The sequence below is a fragment of the Aeromicrobium sp. UBA7512 genome (assembly GCF_002476985.1).
GTDB lineage: Bacteria > Actinomycetota > Actinomycetes > Propionibacteriales > Nocardioidaceae > Aeromicrobium > Aeromicrobium phoceense.
Genome location: NZ_DLNK01000005.1, coordinates 317,157 through 335,247, shown reverse-complemented (window position 1 = coordinate 335,247; position 18,091 = coordinate 317,157). Strand labels below are relative to the sequence as shown.

General features: G+C 70.7%; 14 protein-coding genes. 3 read left to right on the top strand and 11 right to left on the bottom strand.

Translation table 11 applies throughout. The features are described 5' to 3' along the window. Positions 1–26: 26 nt before the first annotated feature. From B2363_RS08045 to B2363_RS08015, 7 genes are all read right to left on the bottom strand, one after another. The gene (locus tag B2363_RS08045; RefSeq protein ID WP_286929545.1) at positions 27–3,017 is read right to left on the bottom strand and encodes a hypothetical protein; all 2,991 of its coding nucleotides are present in this window, start codon (positions 3,015–3,017) and stop codon (positions 27–29) included. Between the two features lie 62 nt (positions 3,018–3,079). Continuing rightward, positions 3,080–4,165, bottom strand: a complete 1,086-nt coding sequence (proB, locus tag B2363_RS08040) for a glutamate 5-kinase (RefSeq protein WP_181755192.1) — start codon at positions 4,163–4,165, stop codon at positions 3,080–3,082. Beyond that, entirely contained in the window at positions 4,162–5,742 is a 1,581-nt protein-coding gene (obgE, locus tag B2363_RS08035; protein WP_286929544.1) for a GTPase ObgE, read from the bottom strand. The genes proB and obgE overlap by 4 nt, the downstream gene beginning before the upstream one ends. 82 nt (positions 5,743–5,824) lie before the next feature. After that, on the bottom strand, positions 5,825–6,079 hold the full coding sequence (gene rpmA, locus B2363_RS08030; RefSeq protein WP_181755190.1) for a 50S ribosomal protein L27: 255 nt from the start codon (positions 6,077–6,079) through the stop codon (positions 5,825–5,827). Between the two features lie 12 nt (positions 6,080–6,091). Beyond that, positions 6,092–6,397 (bottom strand): 50S ribosomal protein L21, encoded by a 306-nt coding sequence (gene rplU / locus B2363_RS08025; protein WP_078701245.1) that lies wholly within the window; start codon positions 6,395–6,397, stop codon positions 6,092–6,094. Positions 6,398–6,494: 97 nt separating this feature from the next. Beyond that, the gene (locus B2363_RS08020) at positions 6,495–8,750 is read right to left on the bottom strand and encodes an Rne/Rng family ribonuclease (protein ID WP_313600951.1); all 2,256 of its coding nucleotides are present in this window, start codon (positions 8,748–8,750) and stop codon (positions 6,495–6,497) included. Positions 8,751–8,884: 134 nt separating this feature from the next. Then, on the bottom strand, positions 8,885–9,661 hold the full coding sequence (locus B2363_RS08015; RefSeq protein ID WP_286929543.1) for a TIGR03936 family radical SAM-associated protein: 777 nt from the start codon (positions 9,659–9,661) through the stop codon (positions 8,885–8,887). Positions 9,662–9,725: 64 nt separating this feature from the next. On the opposite strand from B2363_RS08015, the gene B2363_RS08010 reads away from it, so the two are divergent. Together B2363_RS08010 and B2363_RS08005 are read left to right on the top strand one after the other, a co-directional pair. After that, positions 9,726–10,538, top strand: coding sequence for a CAP domain-containing protein (locus B2363_RS08010; RefSeq protein ID WP_286929542.1), 813 nt, complete (start codon positions 9,726–9,728; stop codon positions 10,536–10,538). 2 nt (positions 10,539–10,540) lie between these two features. Continuing rightward, positions 10,541–11,740, top strand: a complete 1,200-nt coding sequence (locus B2363_RS08005) for a CynX/NimT family MFS transporter (RefSeq protein ID WP_286929541.1) — start codon at positions 10,541–10,543, stop codon at positions 11,738–11,740. A 4-nt stretch (positions 11,741–11,744) separates the two neighbouring features. Here B2363_RS08005 and B2363_RS08000 read toward each other — a convergent pair whose 3' ends face one another. Beyond that, positions 11,745–12,143 carry a hypothetical protein gene (locus tag B2363_RS08000; RefSeq protein WP_286929540.1) on the bottom strand — a complete coding sequence of 133 codons (399 nt, stop codon included), beginning with the start codon at positions 12,141–12,143 and terminating at the stop codon, positions 11,745–11,747. Between the two features lie 373 nt (positions 12,144–12,516). On the opposite strand from B2363_RS08000, the gene B2363_RS07995 reads away from it, so the two are divergent. Next, positions 12,517–13,710 (top strand): ATP-binding protein, encoded by a 1,194-nt coding sequence (locus B2363_RS07995; RefSeq protein WP_286929539.1) that lies wholly within the window; start codon positions 12,517–12,519, stop codon positions 13,708–13,710. Between the two features lie 68 nt (positions 13,711–13,778). On the opposite strand, the gene B2363_RS16320 is transcribed toward B2363_RS07995, so the two are convergent. From B2363_RS16320 to B2363_RS07985, 3 genes are all read right to left on the bottom strand, one after another. Then, on the bottom strand, positions 13,779–14,162 hold the full coding sequence (locus B2363_RS16320) for an Lsr2 family DNA-binding protein (protein WP_422652871.1): 384 nt from the start codon (positions 14,160–14,162) through the stop codon (positions 13,779–13,781). Positions 14,163–14,311: 149 nt separating this feature from the next. Then, entirely contained in the window at positions 14,312–16,243 is a 1,932-nt protein-coding gene (locus B2363_RS07990; protein ID WP_181755183.1) for a TIGR03960 family B12-binding radical SAM protein, read from the bottom strand. Positions 16,244–16,281: 38 nt separating this feature from the next. Beyond that, positions 16,282–18,027 (bottom strand): Ig-like domain repeat protein, encoded by a 1,746-nt coding sequence (locus tag B2363_RS07985; RefSeq protein ID WP_286929538.1) that lies wholly within the window; start codon positions 18,025–18,027, stop codon positions 16,282–16,284. Positions 18,028–18,091 lie beyond the last annotated feature (64 nt).

The following is an 18,091-nucleotide window of genomic DNA, read 5'->3' as shown; positions in this document are numbered from 1 at the left end:
GTGCAATGTTTTTCAGATTTGGTGCATCAGGCCGGGGGCAACGGCACCGCCAGCGTCGGGTCCGTCGGGGGCACGTGCACGGTCTCGCCGGTCCACTGGGCGATGGCGATCCGGTACTCGGGCGAGTGCTGGTAGCCACCGTGGGTCATCACGAGCGACCCGGGATCCCCCGACCCGTTCGGGCGCACCTCGAGCGTCGGCCTGTCGTAGACCGGGTCGTCGCAGTCGGAGTAGACGCGATACCCCAGCGGGTCGCCGCGCCGGAACAGGTTCACCCAGTGCTCGGGTCGGGCCAGCAGGAACCGCAGCCCGGTGACGGCCGGCTCACCGCCCGGCCTCCCGTCCGGGACGTCGGGCCAGGCCTCGCGAAGCCCCGTCGCTCCCGGCGTCGGGACGTAGCCCAGCGCGTCGGGTCCGGCCGCGGCAGGGAAGACCCGGCCGTAGATGGCGCGCACCTGGCTGCCGTAGGTGAGCAGCCTCAGCTGCTTCGCCCGGCCGTTGAGCCGGCAGGCCACCGCCACGCAGATCAGCGAGCCCTGGCTGTGTCCCGACAGCACCACGGCGCTCGAGTCGTCGTCCCCCAGCGCCCAGCGGGCCCGCGCCGTGATCTCGGGGACGACGCGCTCGGCGTAGCAGGGCGGCGCGAAGGGATGGGCCGCCCGCGGCCAGAAGGTCGTGACGTCCCACAGGATGCCCACGTTGCGACGGGCCGTGGGTGAGCGCCGCACCCGCGCGCCGGCCATCATCAGTCCGATGCTGCCCAGCAGGGCGATGTAGAGCGAGATCGTGGCGACGTCCCGCAGCCCCGGGTACACCGACCACGGGGCTCGCCCGCCCGAGGAGAGCGCCAGCGTCGTCAGTGCCAGAGCCGTCGTCAGCGTGCCCGAGCCGTCGAGCAGGCGCTCGACCCGGTGGGCCAGCCCGGCCGCGACCCGAGCGTCCGTGACGCCGTCGCGGTCCTGCGAGGGAACCTCGGGATCGTCGCCGAGGACGAGGTCGCGGATGGCCGGTGCGGCCTTCGTCCGGTAGAGCACCACCATCACCGCGGTCAGCACACCGCCGAGGACGAGCATCGACGACAGCATGAGCGGGGTCCACACCAGCACCTGCGGCACGACGAGCGGCGTCTGCGGCGGGTCGTTGACCTTGAGCGCCACCCTGCCGTCGGCGGCCACGACCCGCAGGCACGGCACGAGGGCTCGATCGAGGATGCACGAGGGCGACACGTCGAGCGCACCCGCCGTGCGGAAGCCCTTGGACTCACCGGTGCACGGCTCCTGCGCGGGGTAGGCGGGGTCGTCACCGCGACCGAAGCAGGACCCGACCAGCTGCACCGTGGTGGTGCCCGGCGGGAGCAGCAGCACCGCCTTGTCGACCATCGTCGACGCCGTCGCGTAGGAGGCCACGCCGTCGCTCTCGCGTGCGAGCGCGTCGGTCCGGACCGTGCCGTGGGTGACCCGCACGGCGCCGTTCTCCAGGACCACGCGGGCACCGTCGAGCCGCACGTCGCCGGCGGCGACGAGCCGCGGCTCGCCCTGTGCCGACACCGGCGAGCGCTCGTTCCGGACGGTGATGAGGTCGGCCACGGTCTGCGAGTCGCCGTTGAGGAAGTTCGAGGCGGCGACCGCCCCGGCGGACGTGAACAGCAGTGCCACCATCGTGGCCGCGCCCAGCATCACGGACGCACCGGCACCACCCCACGCGACGCACCGGTTCCCGGCCAGCCGGCTGCGGTTGCGGTGGAACAACAGCAGCAGGCCCCACGCCGCGAGGGTCTCCACCGCCAGCCACCCGGCCGGGACGAACCAGCCCGACACCACCAGCGCGACCATCGCGAGCACCACCACGAAGGTCCACCGCAGGCGCACGCGGCCACCCACGAACACGATGACGTGGACCACCGTGAGCAGGACGAAGAGTCCGATGAACCACAGGTTCGAGCCGTACCAGGCGAGCTCCTGCTTGGCGAAGGAGAGCTCTGCGGTCCACAGCGCCGCCAGGTGCGCCACCACCACGCCCAGGGCCGTCCACGCCAGGATGTCCAGCGGCAGCCGTCGCATCAGGCGCCCCGGTCCGGTCCACGGGAACACCCGGCGCGTGAGCCGGCCCAGGTTCGGCTCGTCGCGGTACTCGAGGTCGTCCTCGTCGACCGTCATGGTCCGCAGCACGACGAGCACCATGATGAGCGCGGCCGCGAGGGTGGTCGGCCACAGCCATCCCCCACCGCCACGGACGAGCATGTGGATCCCGGTGTAGAGCACCACCGTGGTCAGCCCGGCGGCGATGTGCAGCCGCTGCAGACGCCGCGTGCGCTGCTCGCCGCGCCACATCAGCGGGTGCTCCAGGATGCTGGCACGGGGCTCGGCCCGCTTGGCGTCGGTCATCGTGACCTCGGTCTCGTGCACCGCGGCCTCGTACCGCGCCAGGCTCTGGAACGACAGGGCGACGAGCGCCAGCAGCGCGCCCAGCGGCACGAGCGACATCACGGCGATGCGCGCCCCCGCGGACAGGCCGGCGATCCGGTCCATCCAGTCGGGCAGCACGGGGCAGGCTATCGCGTTCGCCCGGAAGCACTGCCACGCGACGAGGTCGATCGCGATGAAGCTCACGGTGAGCATCGCGATCACCGTCAGGATCACGGCGCTAACGCGGACCGCACGCATGCCCCACCGGGCCTGGCCGTTGTCCTCGCCGGCCTGCGTGCGCGCCCAGAACGCGAGGTTGACCAGCGCGAAGGGCAGCAGCACCAGCCACAGCACGCGGGTCACCCAGCCCAGGACCCCGCGGACGCCCGAGGTCAGCTCACCCCACGAGTACGCCTCGAGGGACAGGCCCTTCGGCAGGGTGCGCAGCGGCGGGTCGGCGCCGCCGGCGATCCGGTAGAACCCGGTGAGCCGGTCGCCGGCCACCTGGACGACGTCCTCGGGCGGGACCCCCAGCATCGAGTCGGTCGGCGTGCCGCGGACGCCGTGCACGCGCAGCTCCATGACGACCTTGCTGGGCTGCGGTGCGGACATCGGTCCACCTCCCGTGACTCGACCGTGTCACTGGTGGTGAGTCCGTGGCAAGTGGTCCTGATTCAGGACATGAGGATGAGGTCGTCGCGGTGGATGACCTCGCGCTCCCGCTCGGGACCCAGCTCGGCCGCCAGGTCGGCGGTGGAGCGCCCCAGCATCTCGGGCAGCTCGTCGCTGTCGAAGTTCACCAGCCCGCGCGCGATCACGACGTGCTCGGGGTCGACCACGTCCACCGGGTCGCCGGCCGCGAAGTCGCCCTCGACGGCCACGATCCCGGCGGCCAGCAGGGAGGCACCTCGCTCGACGAGGGCGCGTCGCGCACCCGCGTCGAGCACGAGGCGCCCGCGGGTCTCGCTGGCGTGCGCCAGCCACATGAGACGCGCCGCCCGGCGCTTGCCGGTGGGCGTGAACAGGGTGCCGACGGACTCGCCCTCCACGGCCTCCACCGCACGCGCGGCCGACGTGAGCCGCACCGGGATGCCGGCCGCCGTCGCGATCCGCGCGGCCTCGAGCTTGGTCACCATGCCGCCCGTGCCGACGGCCGAGCCGACCCGGGCCACGTCGATGCCGGCCAGGTCGGCCTCCGAGCGCACCTCGCGGATGGGCCGGGAGTCGGGCAGGTCGGGGTGTCCGGTGTAGAGGCCGTCGACGTCGGACAGCAGCAGGAGCTCGTCGGCATGCACCAGGTGCGCCACGAGCGCGGCGAGCCGGTCGTTGTCGCCGAAGCGGATCTCGGACGTGGCCACGGTGTCGTTCTCGTTGACCACCGGCACCACTCCGAGCTCGAGGAGCTTCGCGAAGGTCTGGTGGGCGTTGCGGTAGTGGCTGCGCCGGCTGACGTCGTCGACCGTGAGCAGGACCTGGCCCACCACGAGCCCGGCCGCCGCGAAGGACTCCGAGTAGTGCGCGATGAGCGCGCGCTGGCCCACGGCGGCCGCGGCCTGCTGCGTGGGCAGGTCGCGGGGGCGCCGCGGCAGGTTCAGCGGACCGAGGCCTGCGGCGATGGCACCCGAGGACACCAGGACGACCTCGTCACCGCGCGCCCTCACGGTGACGACGGCGTCGACCACCGTGCCGATCCGGTCGGGGTCGAGATGACCGTCGGGGGTGGTCAGCGATGACGAGCCGACCTTGACGACGACCCTCACTGCTCGTCCTCGTCGAGCTCGTCGTCGCCGGGGTACTCCTCACCGATCGTCCAGTCCGGGATGATCGTGCTGGGGTCGAACGGCTCGGGCTCACGGCCCTCGGCGCGCAGCGCGACGGCCTCCAGCTCCCAGGCACGGCGCGCGGCCAGCAGCTCACGACGCTCCTGGTTCGTGCGGCGGTTGCTCTGGTCGAGGCGCAGGTCCTCGCCGCGGCGGCCGAGCACCTCGGCGCCCGCGGTGATCGTCGGATCGAAGTCGAAGACGACCTCGTCGCGACCCAGCTCGAGCTCGTTGGCGGCACCGATGACGATGTCGTCACCGGCGGTCGCGCCGAGGGACAGCAGGTGGTCCTCCACGCCGAGCCGGTTGAGCCGGTCGGCGAGGAAGCCGACGGCCTCGTCGTTGCTGAAGTCGGTCTGGCGCACCCAGCGAGCGGGCTTCTCGCCGATGACGTGCCAGCGGCCGTCGATCTTGCGGACCTCGAACTCGCGGCCCACGCCCGAGGGCGCCGGCGGGCGCAGCACGATGCGGGTGGCCTCGCGGTGGGGCTCGGCGGCGCGACGGGCGGCGACGATCTCGGCCATCGCGAACGACAGCTCGCGCAGGCCGGCGTGGCTCGCGGCCGAGACCTCGAACACCCGCAGGCCGCGCTCGCGCAACTCGCCGATGACGAACTCGGCGATCTGGGCGGCGTCGGGGACGTCGGTCTTGTTCAGCGCCACGAGGCGGGGCCGGTCGGAGAAGTCGACGTCGGCGTACTGGCCGTAGCGGGCGAGCTCTGCCTCGATGATGTCGAGGTCGGTGAGCGGGTCGCGACCGGGCTCGACCGTGGCGCAGTCGATCACGTGCACGAGGGCGGCACACCGCTCGACGTGGCGCAGGAAGTCGTGACCGAGGCCGCGGCCCTCGCTGGCGCCCTCGATGAGTCCGGGGACGTCGGCCACGGTGAACGTGGTCTCCCCCGCGCGCACGACGCCGAGGTTGGGCACCAGCGTGGTGAACGGGTAGTCGGCGATCTTCGGACGGGCTCGCGAGAGCGACGCGATCAGGCTGGACTTGCCGGCTGAGGGGAAGCCGATCAGGCCGATGTCGGCCACGACCTTGAGCTCGAGGGTGACCGTGCGCTCCTCGCCCGGCTCGCCCTTGAGCGCGAAGCCGGGGGCCTTGCGCTTGCTGGAGGCGAGCGCGGCGTTGCCGAGCCCGCCGCGGCCGCCGGCCGCGATGACGAGCTCGGTGCCGGCGCCGACCAGGTCGGCCAGGACCTCGCCGTTCGCGTCGCGCACGACGGTGCCGTCGGGAACCCTGAGGACGAGGTCCTCGCCGTTGGCGCCGTTGCGGTTCGAGCCCGCGCCGGGCGCGCCGCTGGTGGCCTTGCGGTGGGGCTCGTGGTGGTAGTCGATCAGCGTGGTGACGTCGGGCGTCACGACGAGGATGACGTCGCCGCCGTGCCCGCCGTTGCCGCCGTCGGGACCGCCGAGCGGCTTGAACTTCTCCCGGTGGACCGAGGCGACGCCGTTGCCGCCGTTGCCTCCGGACACGTGCAGGGTCACCTGGTCAACGAACGAGGGGATCGCCATGGGTTCTCCTGGACGGTGGGTGGGAAAAAAGAGAAAGGGCAGCCCGCATCAGCGGACCGCCCTCCTCAGGAAGATCTGCGCGTCACTGCCCCGGAACGATGTTCACGACGCGACGGCCGCGCTTCGTGCCGAACTCGACCGCGCCGGGGGCGAGGGCGAAGAGCGTGTCGTCGCCGCCACGGCCCACGTTGGAGCCGGGGTGGAAGTGGGTGCCACGCTGACGGACGATGATCTCGCCCGCGTTGACGAGCTGGCCGCCGAAACGCTTGACGCCGAGGCGTTGGGCGTTGGAGTCGCGACCGTTCTTGGTGGAGGCTGCGCCCTTCTTGTGTGCCATGTCGTCAGTCCCTTACTTGGAGATTCCGGTGATCTTGACCTGGGTGTACTTCTGGCGGTGACCCTGGCGCTTCTTGTAACCGGTCTTGTTCTTGTACTTCTGGATGATGATCTTGGGGCCCTTGAGCCCACCGATGACCTCGGCGTCGACCTTGACCTTGGAGGCGTCGGCACCGGCCGTCACCTGGTCACCGTCGACCACCATGACCGCGGCGAGCTGGACGGTGTCGCCCTCGGTCGCCTGGACCTGGTCGATCGAGATGACGTCGCCGACCGCGACCTTGGCCTGGCCGCCGCCATTGCGCACGATTGCGTACACCACGGGATTCCTCACTCTGTACTGAAAAAGACTGGGTCTTGAACTGGGTCCTGCAAAAAAAGTCTGAGCGGCGCGCCGAGCGCACCGACTGTCGATTCTACTCGGGTGCCCCGTCGTCGGTCAAAACGGGTGCCTCCTGGGCCTGCGGCGCCTCAGCCACGGGCTGCGGTTCCGGCGCCTTCTCGGCCTGCGGCTGCTCGGAGCTGGACTCCTCGTCCTTGCCCTGACGCTGCTGGCGTCCGCCACCGCTGCCGTTGCCGCCTCCGTTGCCACCGTTGCCGCCACCGCCGCGGCCCGAGCGACCGCCGCGACGCCCGCGACGCTGGCCCTCGTCCTTCTTCGGCTCGACGGGGGCGTCCTGGATGACGACGCCGCGACCCTGGCACTCCTCGCAGTCGTGGCTGAAGGACTCCAGCAGGCCGGTGCCGATGCGCTTGCGCGTCATCTGGACCAGGCCCAGCGAGGTGACCTCCGCGACCTGGTGGCGCGTACGGTCACGGCCCAGGCACTCGACCAGGCGACGCATCACGAGATCGCGGTTGCTCTCGAGCACCATGTCGATGAAGTCGATGACGATGATGCCGCCGAGGTCGCGCAGGCGCAGCTGGCGCACGATCTCCTCGGCCGCCTCGAGGTTGTTCTTGGTGACGGTCTCCTCGAGGTTGCCGCCCGAGCCGGTGAAGCGGCCCGTGTTGACGTCGACCACGACCATCGCCTCGGTGCGGTCGATGACGAGTGAGCCACCCGAGGGCAGGTGGACCTTGCGGTCCAGCGCCTTGTGGATCTGCTCGTCGAGGCGACGGGCGGCGAAGATGTCGTCGTCGCCCTGCCAGCGCTTGACGCGCTCCTCGAGATCGGGCGCGACGTGGGCGATGTACCCGGCGACCATGTCCCAGGCCTCGTCGCCCTGGATGGTGAGCGACGCGAAGTCCTCGTTGAACAGGTCGCGGATGACCTTGATCATCAGGTCGGGCTCGGAGTACAGCAGCTGGGGCGCCTTGCCGGCGGCCACCTTGCTCTCGATGTCCTCCCAGCGTGCGGTCAGCGCGGCGATGTCGCGCTGCAGCTGGTCCTCGGTGGCGCCCTCGGCGGCGGTGCGCACGATCACGCCGGCGCTCTCGGGCAGGGCCTCCTTGAGCAGGCCCTTGAGGCGCGCGCGCTCGTTCTCGGGGAGCTTGCGGCTGATGCCGTTGCTGCCGCCGCCCGGGACGTAGACCAGGAAGCGGCCGGGCAGGCTGACCTGGCTGGTCAGCCGGGCGCCCTTCTGGCCGATCGGGTCCTTGGAGACCTGCACGAGCACCGTCTGGCCCGGCTGGAGCGCGTCCTCGATCTTGCGCTGCTTGCCGTTCTGGATGTTCGACCAGTCGACCTCGCCGGCGTAGATGACCGCGTTGCGGCCCGCGCCGATGTCGACGAACGCCGCCTCCATGCTGGGCAGCACGTTCTGCACCTTGCCCAGGTAGACGTTGCCGATCAGCGACGTCTGGGACTCGCGGGCGACGTAGTGCTCCACGAGGACGCCGTCCTCGAGCACCGCGATCTGCGTGTAGTCGTCGCGCTGGCGCACGACCATCTCGCGGTCGACGGCCTCGCGGCGGGCCAGGAACTCGGCCTCGCTGACGATGGGCGCCCGGCGGCGGCCGGCCTCGCGGCCCTCGCGGCGGCGCTGCTTCTTGGCCTCGAGGCGGGTGGAGCCGGTGACGCCGGTGATCTCGTCCTCGGCAGTACGGCCCTCACGCACCTTGACGACGGTGTTCTCGGGGTCGTCGGGCGAACCCTCGGCACCCTCGCCGGCGCGCGCACGGCGGCGGCGACGACGGGTGGTGGTGGAGCCGGAGCTGGACTGGTCGTCGTCGCCGGACTCGGAGTCGGACTCGTCGGAGCCGGACTCGCCCTCGTCGTCGCCGTTGTCCTGGTCGCTCTTGCGGCGGCGGCGTCCTCCGCGGCGGCGCCGGCGGCGTCCGCCCTCGCCCCCGTCGTCGTCGCCGGAGCCGTCCTCGTCGTCGTCCTGGTCGCCGTCGGCGTCGTCCTGCGGCTCGACCCGCTTGCGCTCGCGCGGGGGCGCCAGCTCGGCCGGCGGCGCCTGGAACATCGCACCGACCGGGGGCAGCGTGGAGACCCTGGGCGCGACCTCGGTGGCCTCGTCCTGCTCGTCGTCGGCGTCCTCGTCCTCGTCGGTCACCGGGTCGGGCTCGGGGGCCTCCTCGACGGGCGGGGCGAACACCGCCGCCGGCGGGCCGGCGGGACGACCCGCGGCGCGGCGGCGCGTGCGGGTGGTGGTGACCAGCGGCGCCTCGGAGGCGTCGTCGGTGGGAGTCTCGGGCGTGTCGGCCGCGTCGTTCGGATCGAGCATGTGCTCTCCTTCGCCCGGCAGCGGCGCAGCCACCCACCGGGCTGGTCAATGGTCCCGTGGGACCTCAAGTCTGTCTCAGGACGGCGCTTAGGCCTGTCACTCGACTCTCCACCCGACCTGCCGCGGTCGACACCTCACGGTGCGTCGCGGCCGGTGGCGAGCGGATCGCCGACCGTACCGGTCCGAACATCCAGCGGCCCTTGGCTCGAGCGGGTCGCCAGCGGCGCCTTCTCGATCGGCAGGCCGCACAGGGTGCGCAGTCCGGTGATCACGTCGTCCGGTCGTACCGACGGGGTGTCATGGCGTACGACCACGTCCAGTATCGCACACCCCTGCGCGCCGGTCCGGTCATCGACGTCCAGACGGACCACGGCGGCGCGGCAGTCGAAGGTGCGCAGACCCCGCTTCATCATGCGCTCGACGAGCACCTCGTCGCGGGCGAGAAAGGCCTCGACCGCGGCCCTGGCGGCCTCGGGAGAGACCTCGGGCAGCTCGATGGACCACCGGCTCGCCTCGAGCAGGTCGGCCAGCGCTCCACCGGGCGACACGACCACGTCGACGACGTCGAGACCGTCCGGCAGCGCCGCGTCGAGGGCGTCGCGGACCTCGGCCGGCTCCATGGGCCGCGTCAGCCCGATCTCGGCGAACTCGGCCTCGCTCGCGGCGCCGGTCGGCGAGGCGCCCGCGTACGAGATCTTGGGGTGCGGGGTGTAGCCCGACGAGTGGCCGATCGGCAGGCCGGCGCGGCGGATGGCCCGCTCGAAGGCGCGGGCGAAGTCCCGGTGGCTGGTGAACCGCATCCGACCCCGCTTGGCGTACCTCAGGCGCAGCTTCTGCACGATCGGCAGCTGCGGGTTCGGGGCCTCCGGGTTCGGGGTGCCTTCCAGGGTCCTGCTGCCGTCGTTGCTCACCCCACCAGCGTACGGCGGCCCGTTCCGGGGCCGGGGTCCCGTCCGCGCCGCTACCTTTGGTCCCATGCGTCACACGATCGCCCTGCTCCTGACCGCCTCCGCGCTGGTCTTGGGCAGTGCCCCCGCGGGAGCCGCGGCGACGGTTCCCACCAAGGTCGCGGGATTCAGCACGGCGAGCCAGACCGCCGCGCCCGGCGCCACGGTGCGGCTCGCGGTCAAGGTCACCGTCAGGGGCAGGGCGTCGGCGCGGCGCGTCGTCTCGCTGCAGCGGCACGTCGGCGGCCGGTGGGTGCGCGCCGACCGCGCCCGGACGACCAGGTACGGCCGGGTCGTCCTCACCCATCGCCTCGGCACGAAGGCGGGCGCGGCGACGAAGCTGCACGTCCGCGTCGCGGCGAAGGGTCGGCTGCGCGCCGTCAACACCCGGGTCAGGACCGTCACCGTCCGCGCTCCGTGGAGCCCCGACGCGCGATCGAAGGAGATCCTGTCGCGCGTGAACCAGGCTCGCTCGACGGCACGCTCGTGCGGCTCCGAGTCGTTCGCCGCCCGCGGTCCCGTGCGCCTCGAGTCGCGCCTCTCGACCGCTGCGCGACGGCACGCCGTCGACATGGCGACCCACGACTTCTTCAGCCACACCGGGTCGAACGGATCCGACCTGAGCGACCGCGTCGACGCGCAGGGGTACGACTGGTCCCGCCTGGGCGAGAACATCGCGGCCGGCCAGGACTCGGCGAAGCAGGTCGTCGAAGCGTGGCTGGCGAGCCCGGGCCACTGCAGGAACATCATGGGCCCGTTCACCGAGCTCGGCGTCGGCTACGCCACGGGTGACACCCGGTACGGCACGTACTGGGTCCAGGACTTCGGGACGCCGCGCTGACCGTGAGCTCCTCCCCCACCACGCCGACCACCGGCGGCCGCTGGCTCGTCGGCGCGGCCATCGTCCTGCTCGCCCTGAACCTGCGCGTCGTCGTCGCGAGCCTCGGCGTCATCCTGCCCGAGGTGCGCCAGGACCTCTCCATGACGCCCACCACAGCGGGGGTGCTGACGACCCTGCCGGTGCTGTGCTTCGCGGTGATCGGCTTCAGCTCGGGCGGGCTCGTCCGCCGCTTCGGGCTGCACCACGCCACCGTGGCCCTGCTGGCCCTGCTCGCCGCCGGCCTCGTCGCCCGGACCCTGCTCGACGACACGGTGCTGTTCCTCAGCACGACGGCGATCGCCCTGGCCGGCGCCGCCGTCGGCAACGTCATCCTGCCGCCCCTGGCGAAGGTCCACTTCCCCGATCGCATCCCGCTGATCAGCGCCCTCTACGGGGCCGCGATCATGGCGGGCGCCACGATCGCGTCGATCACCACCGTCCCCCTCAGCGAGGCGCTCGGTGGGTGGCGCCCCGGGCTGGCGGCGTGGGCCCTGCTCGCCGCCCTCACAGTCCTGCCGTGGCTGACCCTGCTGCGGCACGACGTCCACACCGGTCCCGCCACGGGCAACCGCCTGCCGATGAGGGAGATCGTCCGCTCTCCCCTGGCATGGGCGATGGTCGCCTGCTTCGGCGCCCAGTCGGCCGGGGCCTACGCGCAGTTCGGGTGGTACCCCGAGATCCTCATCGACGGAGGCGTCGGCGAGCACCAGGCCGGCGTGCTGCTGGGGGTCATCACCGGCGTCGGGATTCCCCTGACGCTGGCGCTGCCGTGGCTCATGGCCCGGACGGGCGACACGCCGATCCTGCCGCTGTTCTTCGGCACCGTCACGGCCGCGGGATGGCTCGGCGTGCTGCTGGCACCGGCGAGTCTCCCGGTGCTGTGGTCGGTACTGCTCGGGCTCGGCGGCGGCGCCTTCACCTGGGTCCTGGCGATGATCGGCAAGCGCACCCGCACGCCGGCCGCCACGACGGCATTGTCCCTGCTGACGCAGGGGCTCGGCTACCTCCTGGCGGGACTCGGTCCCTTCGGCGTCGGCGCCCTCCACGACGCCACCGGCTCGTGGGACGCACCCCTCATCGCCCTCATCGCCTCGACCCTGGTGATCACCACGGCGGGCATCGTCATCAGCCGTCCCCGCATGCTCGAGGACACCCTGCGCTAGCGGGTCAGTCCGGCGTGTCGAAGCGGCGATCCAGCACGTCGAGCGCGTAGGACAGCACGGCCCCGGCGACGCCGAGCACCAGGCGCGGGTGCGGGACGTGCCGGCGCACAAGCGCCTGCTCGAACGCGCGGTCCACCACGAACCCCACGACGGTCGCGCCGACGACCAGGGCGCCCACCCCCGCGCCGATCGCGGCCGACTGCGGGGCCGGCACCGGCTCGCGAGGGGCGGCGATGACGTCGGGACGGTTCAGGGCGACGTAGGTCGCCCCGCCGGCCAGAGCGCCCGACGCGGCCCCGACGCCGAGCCTGACGCCGCGTGAGGCGCGTCCGACGGGCACGATCGACGCCAGGCCGGTGAGGGCGGCGAACGCCAGCGACTGGCGCGGCGACTGCTTCCCCATCTCAGACCACCGACAGGGGCAGGAGCTTCTGCCCGGTCGGGCCGATCTGGATCTCCAGATCCATCTCAGGCCAGAAGGAACCCTTTGGCGAAACACATGCCGGAGCAGCGATCATGGCTCCGATCCTACGAAGAGCCGTCTCGCGGGGAACGACCCGGATCGGAAATGCCACCCGCCCGGTCAGGGATGACGGACCGCAGGACGTCTGTCTCTCATCCCGCGGCGGTTCCATCCCCGGACGGCACGGCCTCGGGCGGCGCAATCACCGGACCCGCACCAATCCAGTCAAGGAACATTACAGAGATCGTGTAAGAAGCTTGGCAAAGCCGTTGAACCTCTAAAAACATTACAGAGTTACTGTAATGTCCTTTGGGTGGACGCCGAACGCAATCCCTACCGCCCCGGTGTGGGCCTGACACCTCCTCACCTCGCCGGACGCGACAACGAGTTGAGCCGCTTCCGTCGCGTCCTTCGCTCGGCGCCGGAGATCCCCGGCAACATCCGCATCTCTGGCCTGAGAGGCGTCGGCAAGACCGTCCTTCTCGGTCGCTTCAGGGAGATCGCCGAGGAGATGGAGTGGGCGACGATCACGCTCGAGGTGGAACCACGCATGAACGCCGAAGAGCCGCTTCTCGGAGAGTTGAGTAACCAGTTCGCCGCACTCGAGAAGCGGCTTTCCCGGATCGCTCGCGTGAAAGCCAAAGCCTCTGCTGTGGTCGAAGGCGCACGTCGCGCCGTGACAGTGTCGTACGAAGGCTTCGAGTGGTCGCTCGCAGGTGACCTTTCTAGCCAGACGGCGGAGCTCGGCGAAGCGATCTTGGAAAGCGTGAAGGTGGCGGAGGGCAAGAGCCGGCATGGACTGGCGATCCTTCTTGACGAAGCGCAGATCTTGACTGACGACAAGGGACCCGACGGAAACCACGCCCTTTCTACGCTGGTCGCTGCCGTCTCGACTCTTCAGAAAGAGCATGTGCCTATCTGCCTCGTTCTTTGCGGACTCCCGACCTTGGCGGTCAACCTCCTCAATGCCCGCACTTACTCGGAACGGATGTTTCAGGGGGTCGAGGTCCGTTCTCTCGACCGCGAAGCAGCCCGCGACGCGTTCGTGAAGCCACTGGCGGACAGCCAGATCGCCGCAGTGCCGGATCTAGTGGATCGCGTGCTCGACGAGGTCGAGGGCTACCCATACTTCATTCAGCTCTGGGGCGCTGAACTCTGGGACGCAACCGTGGATGCAGGCCTAACAGGGATGACTACGGACACACTGAATGTCATTGAGGGTCGGATCTATGAGCGCCTCGACAGCGACTTCTATGAGCCGCGCATCGCATCCTTGACGCCAGCCGAGCAGGACTTGCTGCTCGCGACCGCTCGCTGCTCTTACCCTCCGCTGAACGTCTCCGAGCTCAACACCGAGTCCCCGAAGTCCCCCGGCAACATCAATGTCCTGCTAGGTCGGTTGGTCGGGGCGAATGTTCTCTTCCGCGAGAGGAAGGGCGCCTACCGCTACACCGCCCCTGGTTTCCGGGACTTCCTCCAGCGGCGAAGTCTTGATGAGGACTACTGACGCGAAGAGGCAGGGCTGGAAGGCAACCTGAGTGCCTTCGGCAAAACTGACCACATGCGCACCGGACGCTAGCGCGGCCACCGGAATGCCGACGGCGGAGAGAGTCGCTTCTCAGCCATTGGACGCGGCTGAGACTCGTGCTCGGAAGGCAGGAGGAGCTCCGGCGAGTACGGGAAGGTCTTCCCGTCGTCGATCACCACGACCTCGACCGTGACCTTCGTCCGCACCTGCTCGGAGTCCGCGCTTCTCCTTGATCGCTCCATCGCTCGTACATCCGCGCGTCGACGGGGTTGTCGCCCAGACGCGTCGATGACTTTTCGCCCGGTATCGACGTAGTAAGCATCCAAAACGAATCCGGCCAGGCGTCCTTTGGGCGCCACCTCATACCCCTGGGCTCGCGCCCACGCCCGCACCGCACTGATCTCGGTGGCCCGCCGCTTGGCACGCGTCATCACGCCTCCCCTCCCCCACACGACCCCGGCGACTTGAACCGTTATCTGACTGCATCACCATCAAGAACGCAAGCGCCGACTTCCAATGTCTTACTTGCCCTGAATAGTGCTGCTTCGGTGAGGCGAGGTCATTTATGCAGGTCAGAGGGTCAGACCACCGACAGCGGCAGGAGCTTCTGCCCGGTCGGGCCGATCTGGATCTCCAGATCCATCTCAGGACACACGCCGCAGTCGAAGCACGGCGTCCAGCGGCAGTCCTCGACCTCGGCGGCGCCGTCGGGGTCGATGGAGTCCTGCCAGTCCTCCCACAGCCACTCGCGATCGAGGCCGGAGTCCATGTGGTCCCACGGCAGCACCTCGTCGTGGTCGCGCTCGCGCGTGGTGAACCAGTCGAGGTCGACGCCCAGCGGCGTGAGCACCTCGGCCGACTTCTGCGCCCAGCGGTCGTAGCTGAAGTGCTCGCTCCAGCCGTCGAAGCGACCGCCGTCGCGCCACACCGCCTCGATGATCTGCCCCACGCGGCGGTCGCCGCGCGAGAGGAGTCCTTCGACGATGCCCGGCTTGCCGTCGTGGTAGCGGAAGCCGATCGCCTTGCCGTAGCGCTTGTCGGACTGCACCGAGGCCCGCAGCTTGCGCAGGCGCTCGTCGGTGGTCTCGTGGTCGAGCTGCGCGGCCCACTGGAACGGCGTGTGCGGCTTGGGCACGAAGCCGCCGATCGACACGGTGCACCGGATGTCGCGGCGCCCGGAGACCTCGCGGCCGGTGTCGATGACGCGCTTCGCGAGCTCACCGATCTGCAGGACGTCCTCGTCGGTCTCGGTCGGCAGCCCGCACATGAAGTAGAGCTTGACCTGGCGCCAGCCGTGCGAGAACGCGGCCGAGACGGTGCGGATCAGGTCGTCCTCGCTGACCATCTTGTTGATGACCTTGCGGAGGCGGTCGCTGCCGCCCTCGGGCGCGAACGTGAGGCCCGAGCGGCGGCCGTTGCGGCTGAACTCGTTGGCCAGCGTGATGTTGAAGGCGTCCACGCGGGTCGAGGGCAGCGAGAGCGACGTGTTGGTGCCCTCGTAGCGGTCGCCGAGCTGCTTGGCGACCTCGCCGATCTCGGAGTGGTCGGCGCTGGAGAGGCTCAGCAGGCCGACCTCCTCGAAGCCGGACTCCTTCAGGCCGTTGTCGACCATCTGGCCGATCGTCTGGATCGAGCGCTCGCGGACCGGGCGGGTGATCATGCCGGCCTGGCAGAAGCGGCAGCCGCGCGTGCAGCCGCGGAAGATCTCCACGCTGAAGCGCTCGTGCACCGTCTCGGCCAGCGGCACGAGCGGCTTCTTCGGGTACGGCCAGCTGTCGAGGTCCATCAGCGTGTGCTTCGCGACCCGCACCGGGACACCCGGACGGTTCGGCGCGATGGCGCCGATCTGCCCGTCGGGGCGGTAGGAGACGTCGTAGAACTTCGGCACGTAGACGCCACCGGACGCGGCCAGGCGGGCCAGCACCTCGTCGCGGCCGCCGGGACGGCCCTCGGCCTTCCACTCGCGCACGACCTCGCTGATCGCGAGCACGACCTCCTCGCCGTCGCCCATCACGGCGGCGTCGACGAAGTCGGCGATCGGCTCGGGGTTGAAGGCACTGTGCCCGCCCGCCAGCACGATCGGGTGCGAGTCGTCGCGGTCGACGGCGTGCAGCGGGATCCCGGCCAGGTCGAGCGCGGTCAGCATGTTCGTGTAGCCGAGCTCGGTGGAGAAGCTCAACCCGAACAGGTCGAACGCCCCGACCGGGCGGTGCGCGTCCACGGTGAACTGCGGGATGTCGTGCTCGCGGAGCACGGCCTCCATGTCGGGCATGACCGCGTACGTGCGCTCGGCGAGGATGCCATCACGCTCGTTGAGGACCTCGTAGAGGATCTGGACGCCCTGGTTGGGCAGGCCGACCTCGTACGCGTCCGGGTACATCAGCGCCCAGCGAACGTCGGCCTCGTCCCAGTCCTTGACGGTCGAGTTCAGCTCGCCGCCGATGTACTGGATGGGCTTGGAGACCCCCGCGAGCAGCGGCTCGAGCCGGGGGTAGACGGAGTCGACAGGCATGGCACCAGCGTACGTGGCCGCGAGCAGTGCGCCGGACGCTACTTCGTGACGGTCAGCGTGCGCGCGCCGCTGGCCGACGGCTCCATCAGCCCCGTGCCGCCGAACGAGGCCGTGATCGCGTGCTTGCCGACCGCGAGCCTCGGCAGCGTCACGACGACCTTGCCCTTCGAGGCGGGCGTGAGCGTGGCGGTCGCGATCCGCTTCGTCCCGTCCGTCACGACGACCGAGCCGGACGTGATCCCGGCCTTGCGGGCCGACAGGACCGTGATCGTCAGCTTCGCCTGCGCGGTCGACTTCACCGAGGTGGCCGACAGGGCGGTGGCCGTGGTCGTGCGCTCCTGGACGACGAGCGAGACCTCGGCGCTGGTCGACGCGAGCTGGTAGGCGGCACCGCGGTACTCCACCGAGATCCTCCGCGTCCCGGGCGCCAGGCCCGGCACGGGGATCGTGAGCGTGCCGCGTGCCGCGGGCGTCAGGGTCGCTGCGGCGACCTTCGCGCCGTCGGCGAGCACCCAGACCTCACCCGTGGTGGGGGCGACACGGCGTGCGGTGTCCACGGTGGCGACGACCTGCGCCGGCTCCGTCGAGCGCACCGTCGGCTTCGCCACCGCGGCGGACACCGTGGTGGGCTCGACGACCGAGAACGCCGTGGTCCGGGCCTTGGAGCGCTTCACGGTCTTGGAGCCCCAGTAGGTGGCCCGGATCGTGTGCCGGCCCGCGGTGAGCGCCGGCAGGCGTACCGAGACCTTGCCCCGGTGAGCCTTGGCGAGCACCGGCGACGCGATGCGCCGGTCGTCGACGTACACCGAGACCGCGTTGGTCGTGGTGCGGCCGTCGGACGGCGTCACGGCGACCGTGGCGACCGGACGAGAGCCCGCGGCGACGGTGGTCGACGGCAGGGTGATCGTGGTCTTCGCCGACACCACCTTCGGGGGCTTCGTGACGACGACCTTGATCGTGCGGCTGGTCGACTTGCGGACCTTGGCGTTGCCGTCGAACACGGCGGAGACCCACTGCTTGCCCCGCTTCATCCGCGGGAGCGTCACCGCGAGGGATCCTGCGTGACCCGGCTTGAGCGTGACGGTCTTGACCGTCACGCCACCGCGACGCAGCCGCACCCTGCCCTCCGGCACGACGCCCTTGGAGGCCTTCACGCGCACGGTGACCTTCGGCTGGATCCGGGTGCTGACCTTCGCCGGGCCCGAGACGGAGACGGCCGACGCCACCGCGGGTGCGGGAGCAGGCGTGGGCGACGGCTCGACGGGCGCGGGCGCGACCGGCGCCTTCTGGTCCTTGAAGTGGATGAACCGCTCGGGGTACCAGGAGTCACCCGTGTTGACCCGGTACCGGCGGAACGTCTTGGAGGTGTAGCTGTCCTCGGACAGCACGAGGAAGCCCGAGCCGACCTGCTCGACGTAGGCGACGTGGCTGGCGGCCTTCGACCACTGGGCGATGGCCCCGACGGCGGGACGGTTGTCGACGGGGTAGCCCAGCTTCTTGGCGTTGGTGTGCCAGTCGCGCGCGTTGCCCATGAGGATCCGCGGCTCGGGGACGCCGGCCCTCTTCATCCGGTACGCGGCGTAGTTCGTGCAGTTGTGCCCGGCGTACATCCGCCAGTGCATGAGGTGCATGACGTCGGCGTATCCGGAGGTGTCGCACTTGGCGACCTGCGCCTTGGTCTTGGCCGTGCAGATCAGGGTGAACGCCTGGGCCGACGTGGTGGTGGCCGAGAGCCCCGACACCACGAAAAGGCACACGAGTCCCACCAGTCCCAAACGACGCATGGCCGACAGCCTACGACACCGACACGCCGAAATGAACTTAAAGTTGAACTTTAGGGTTCCTCTG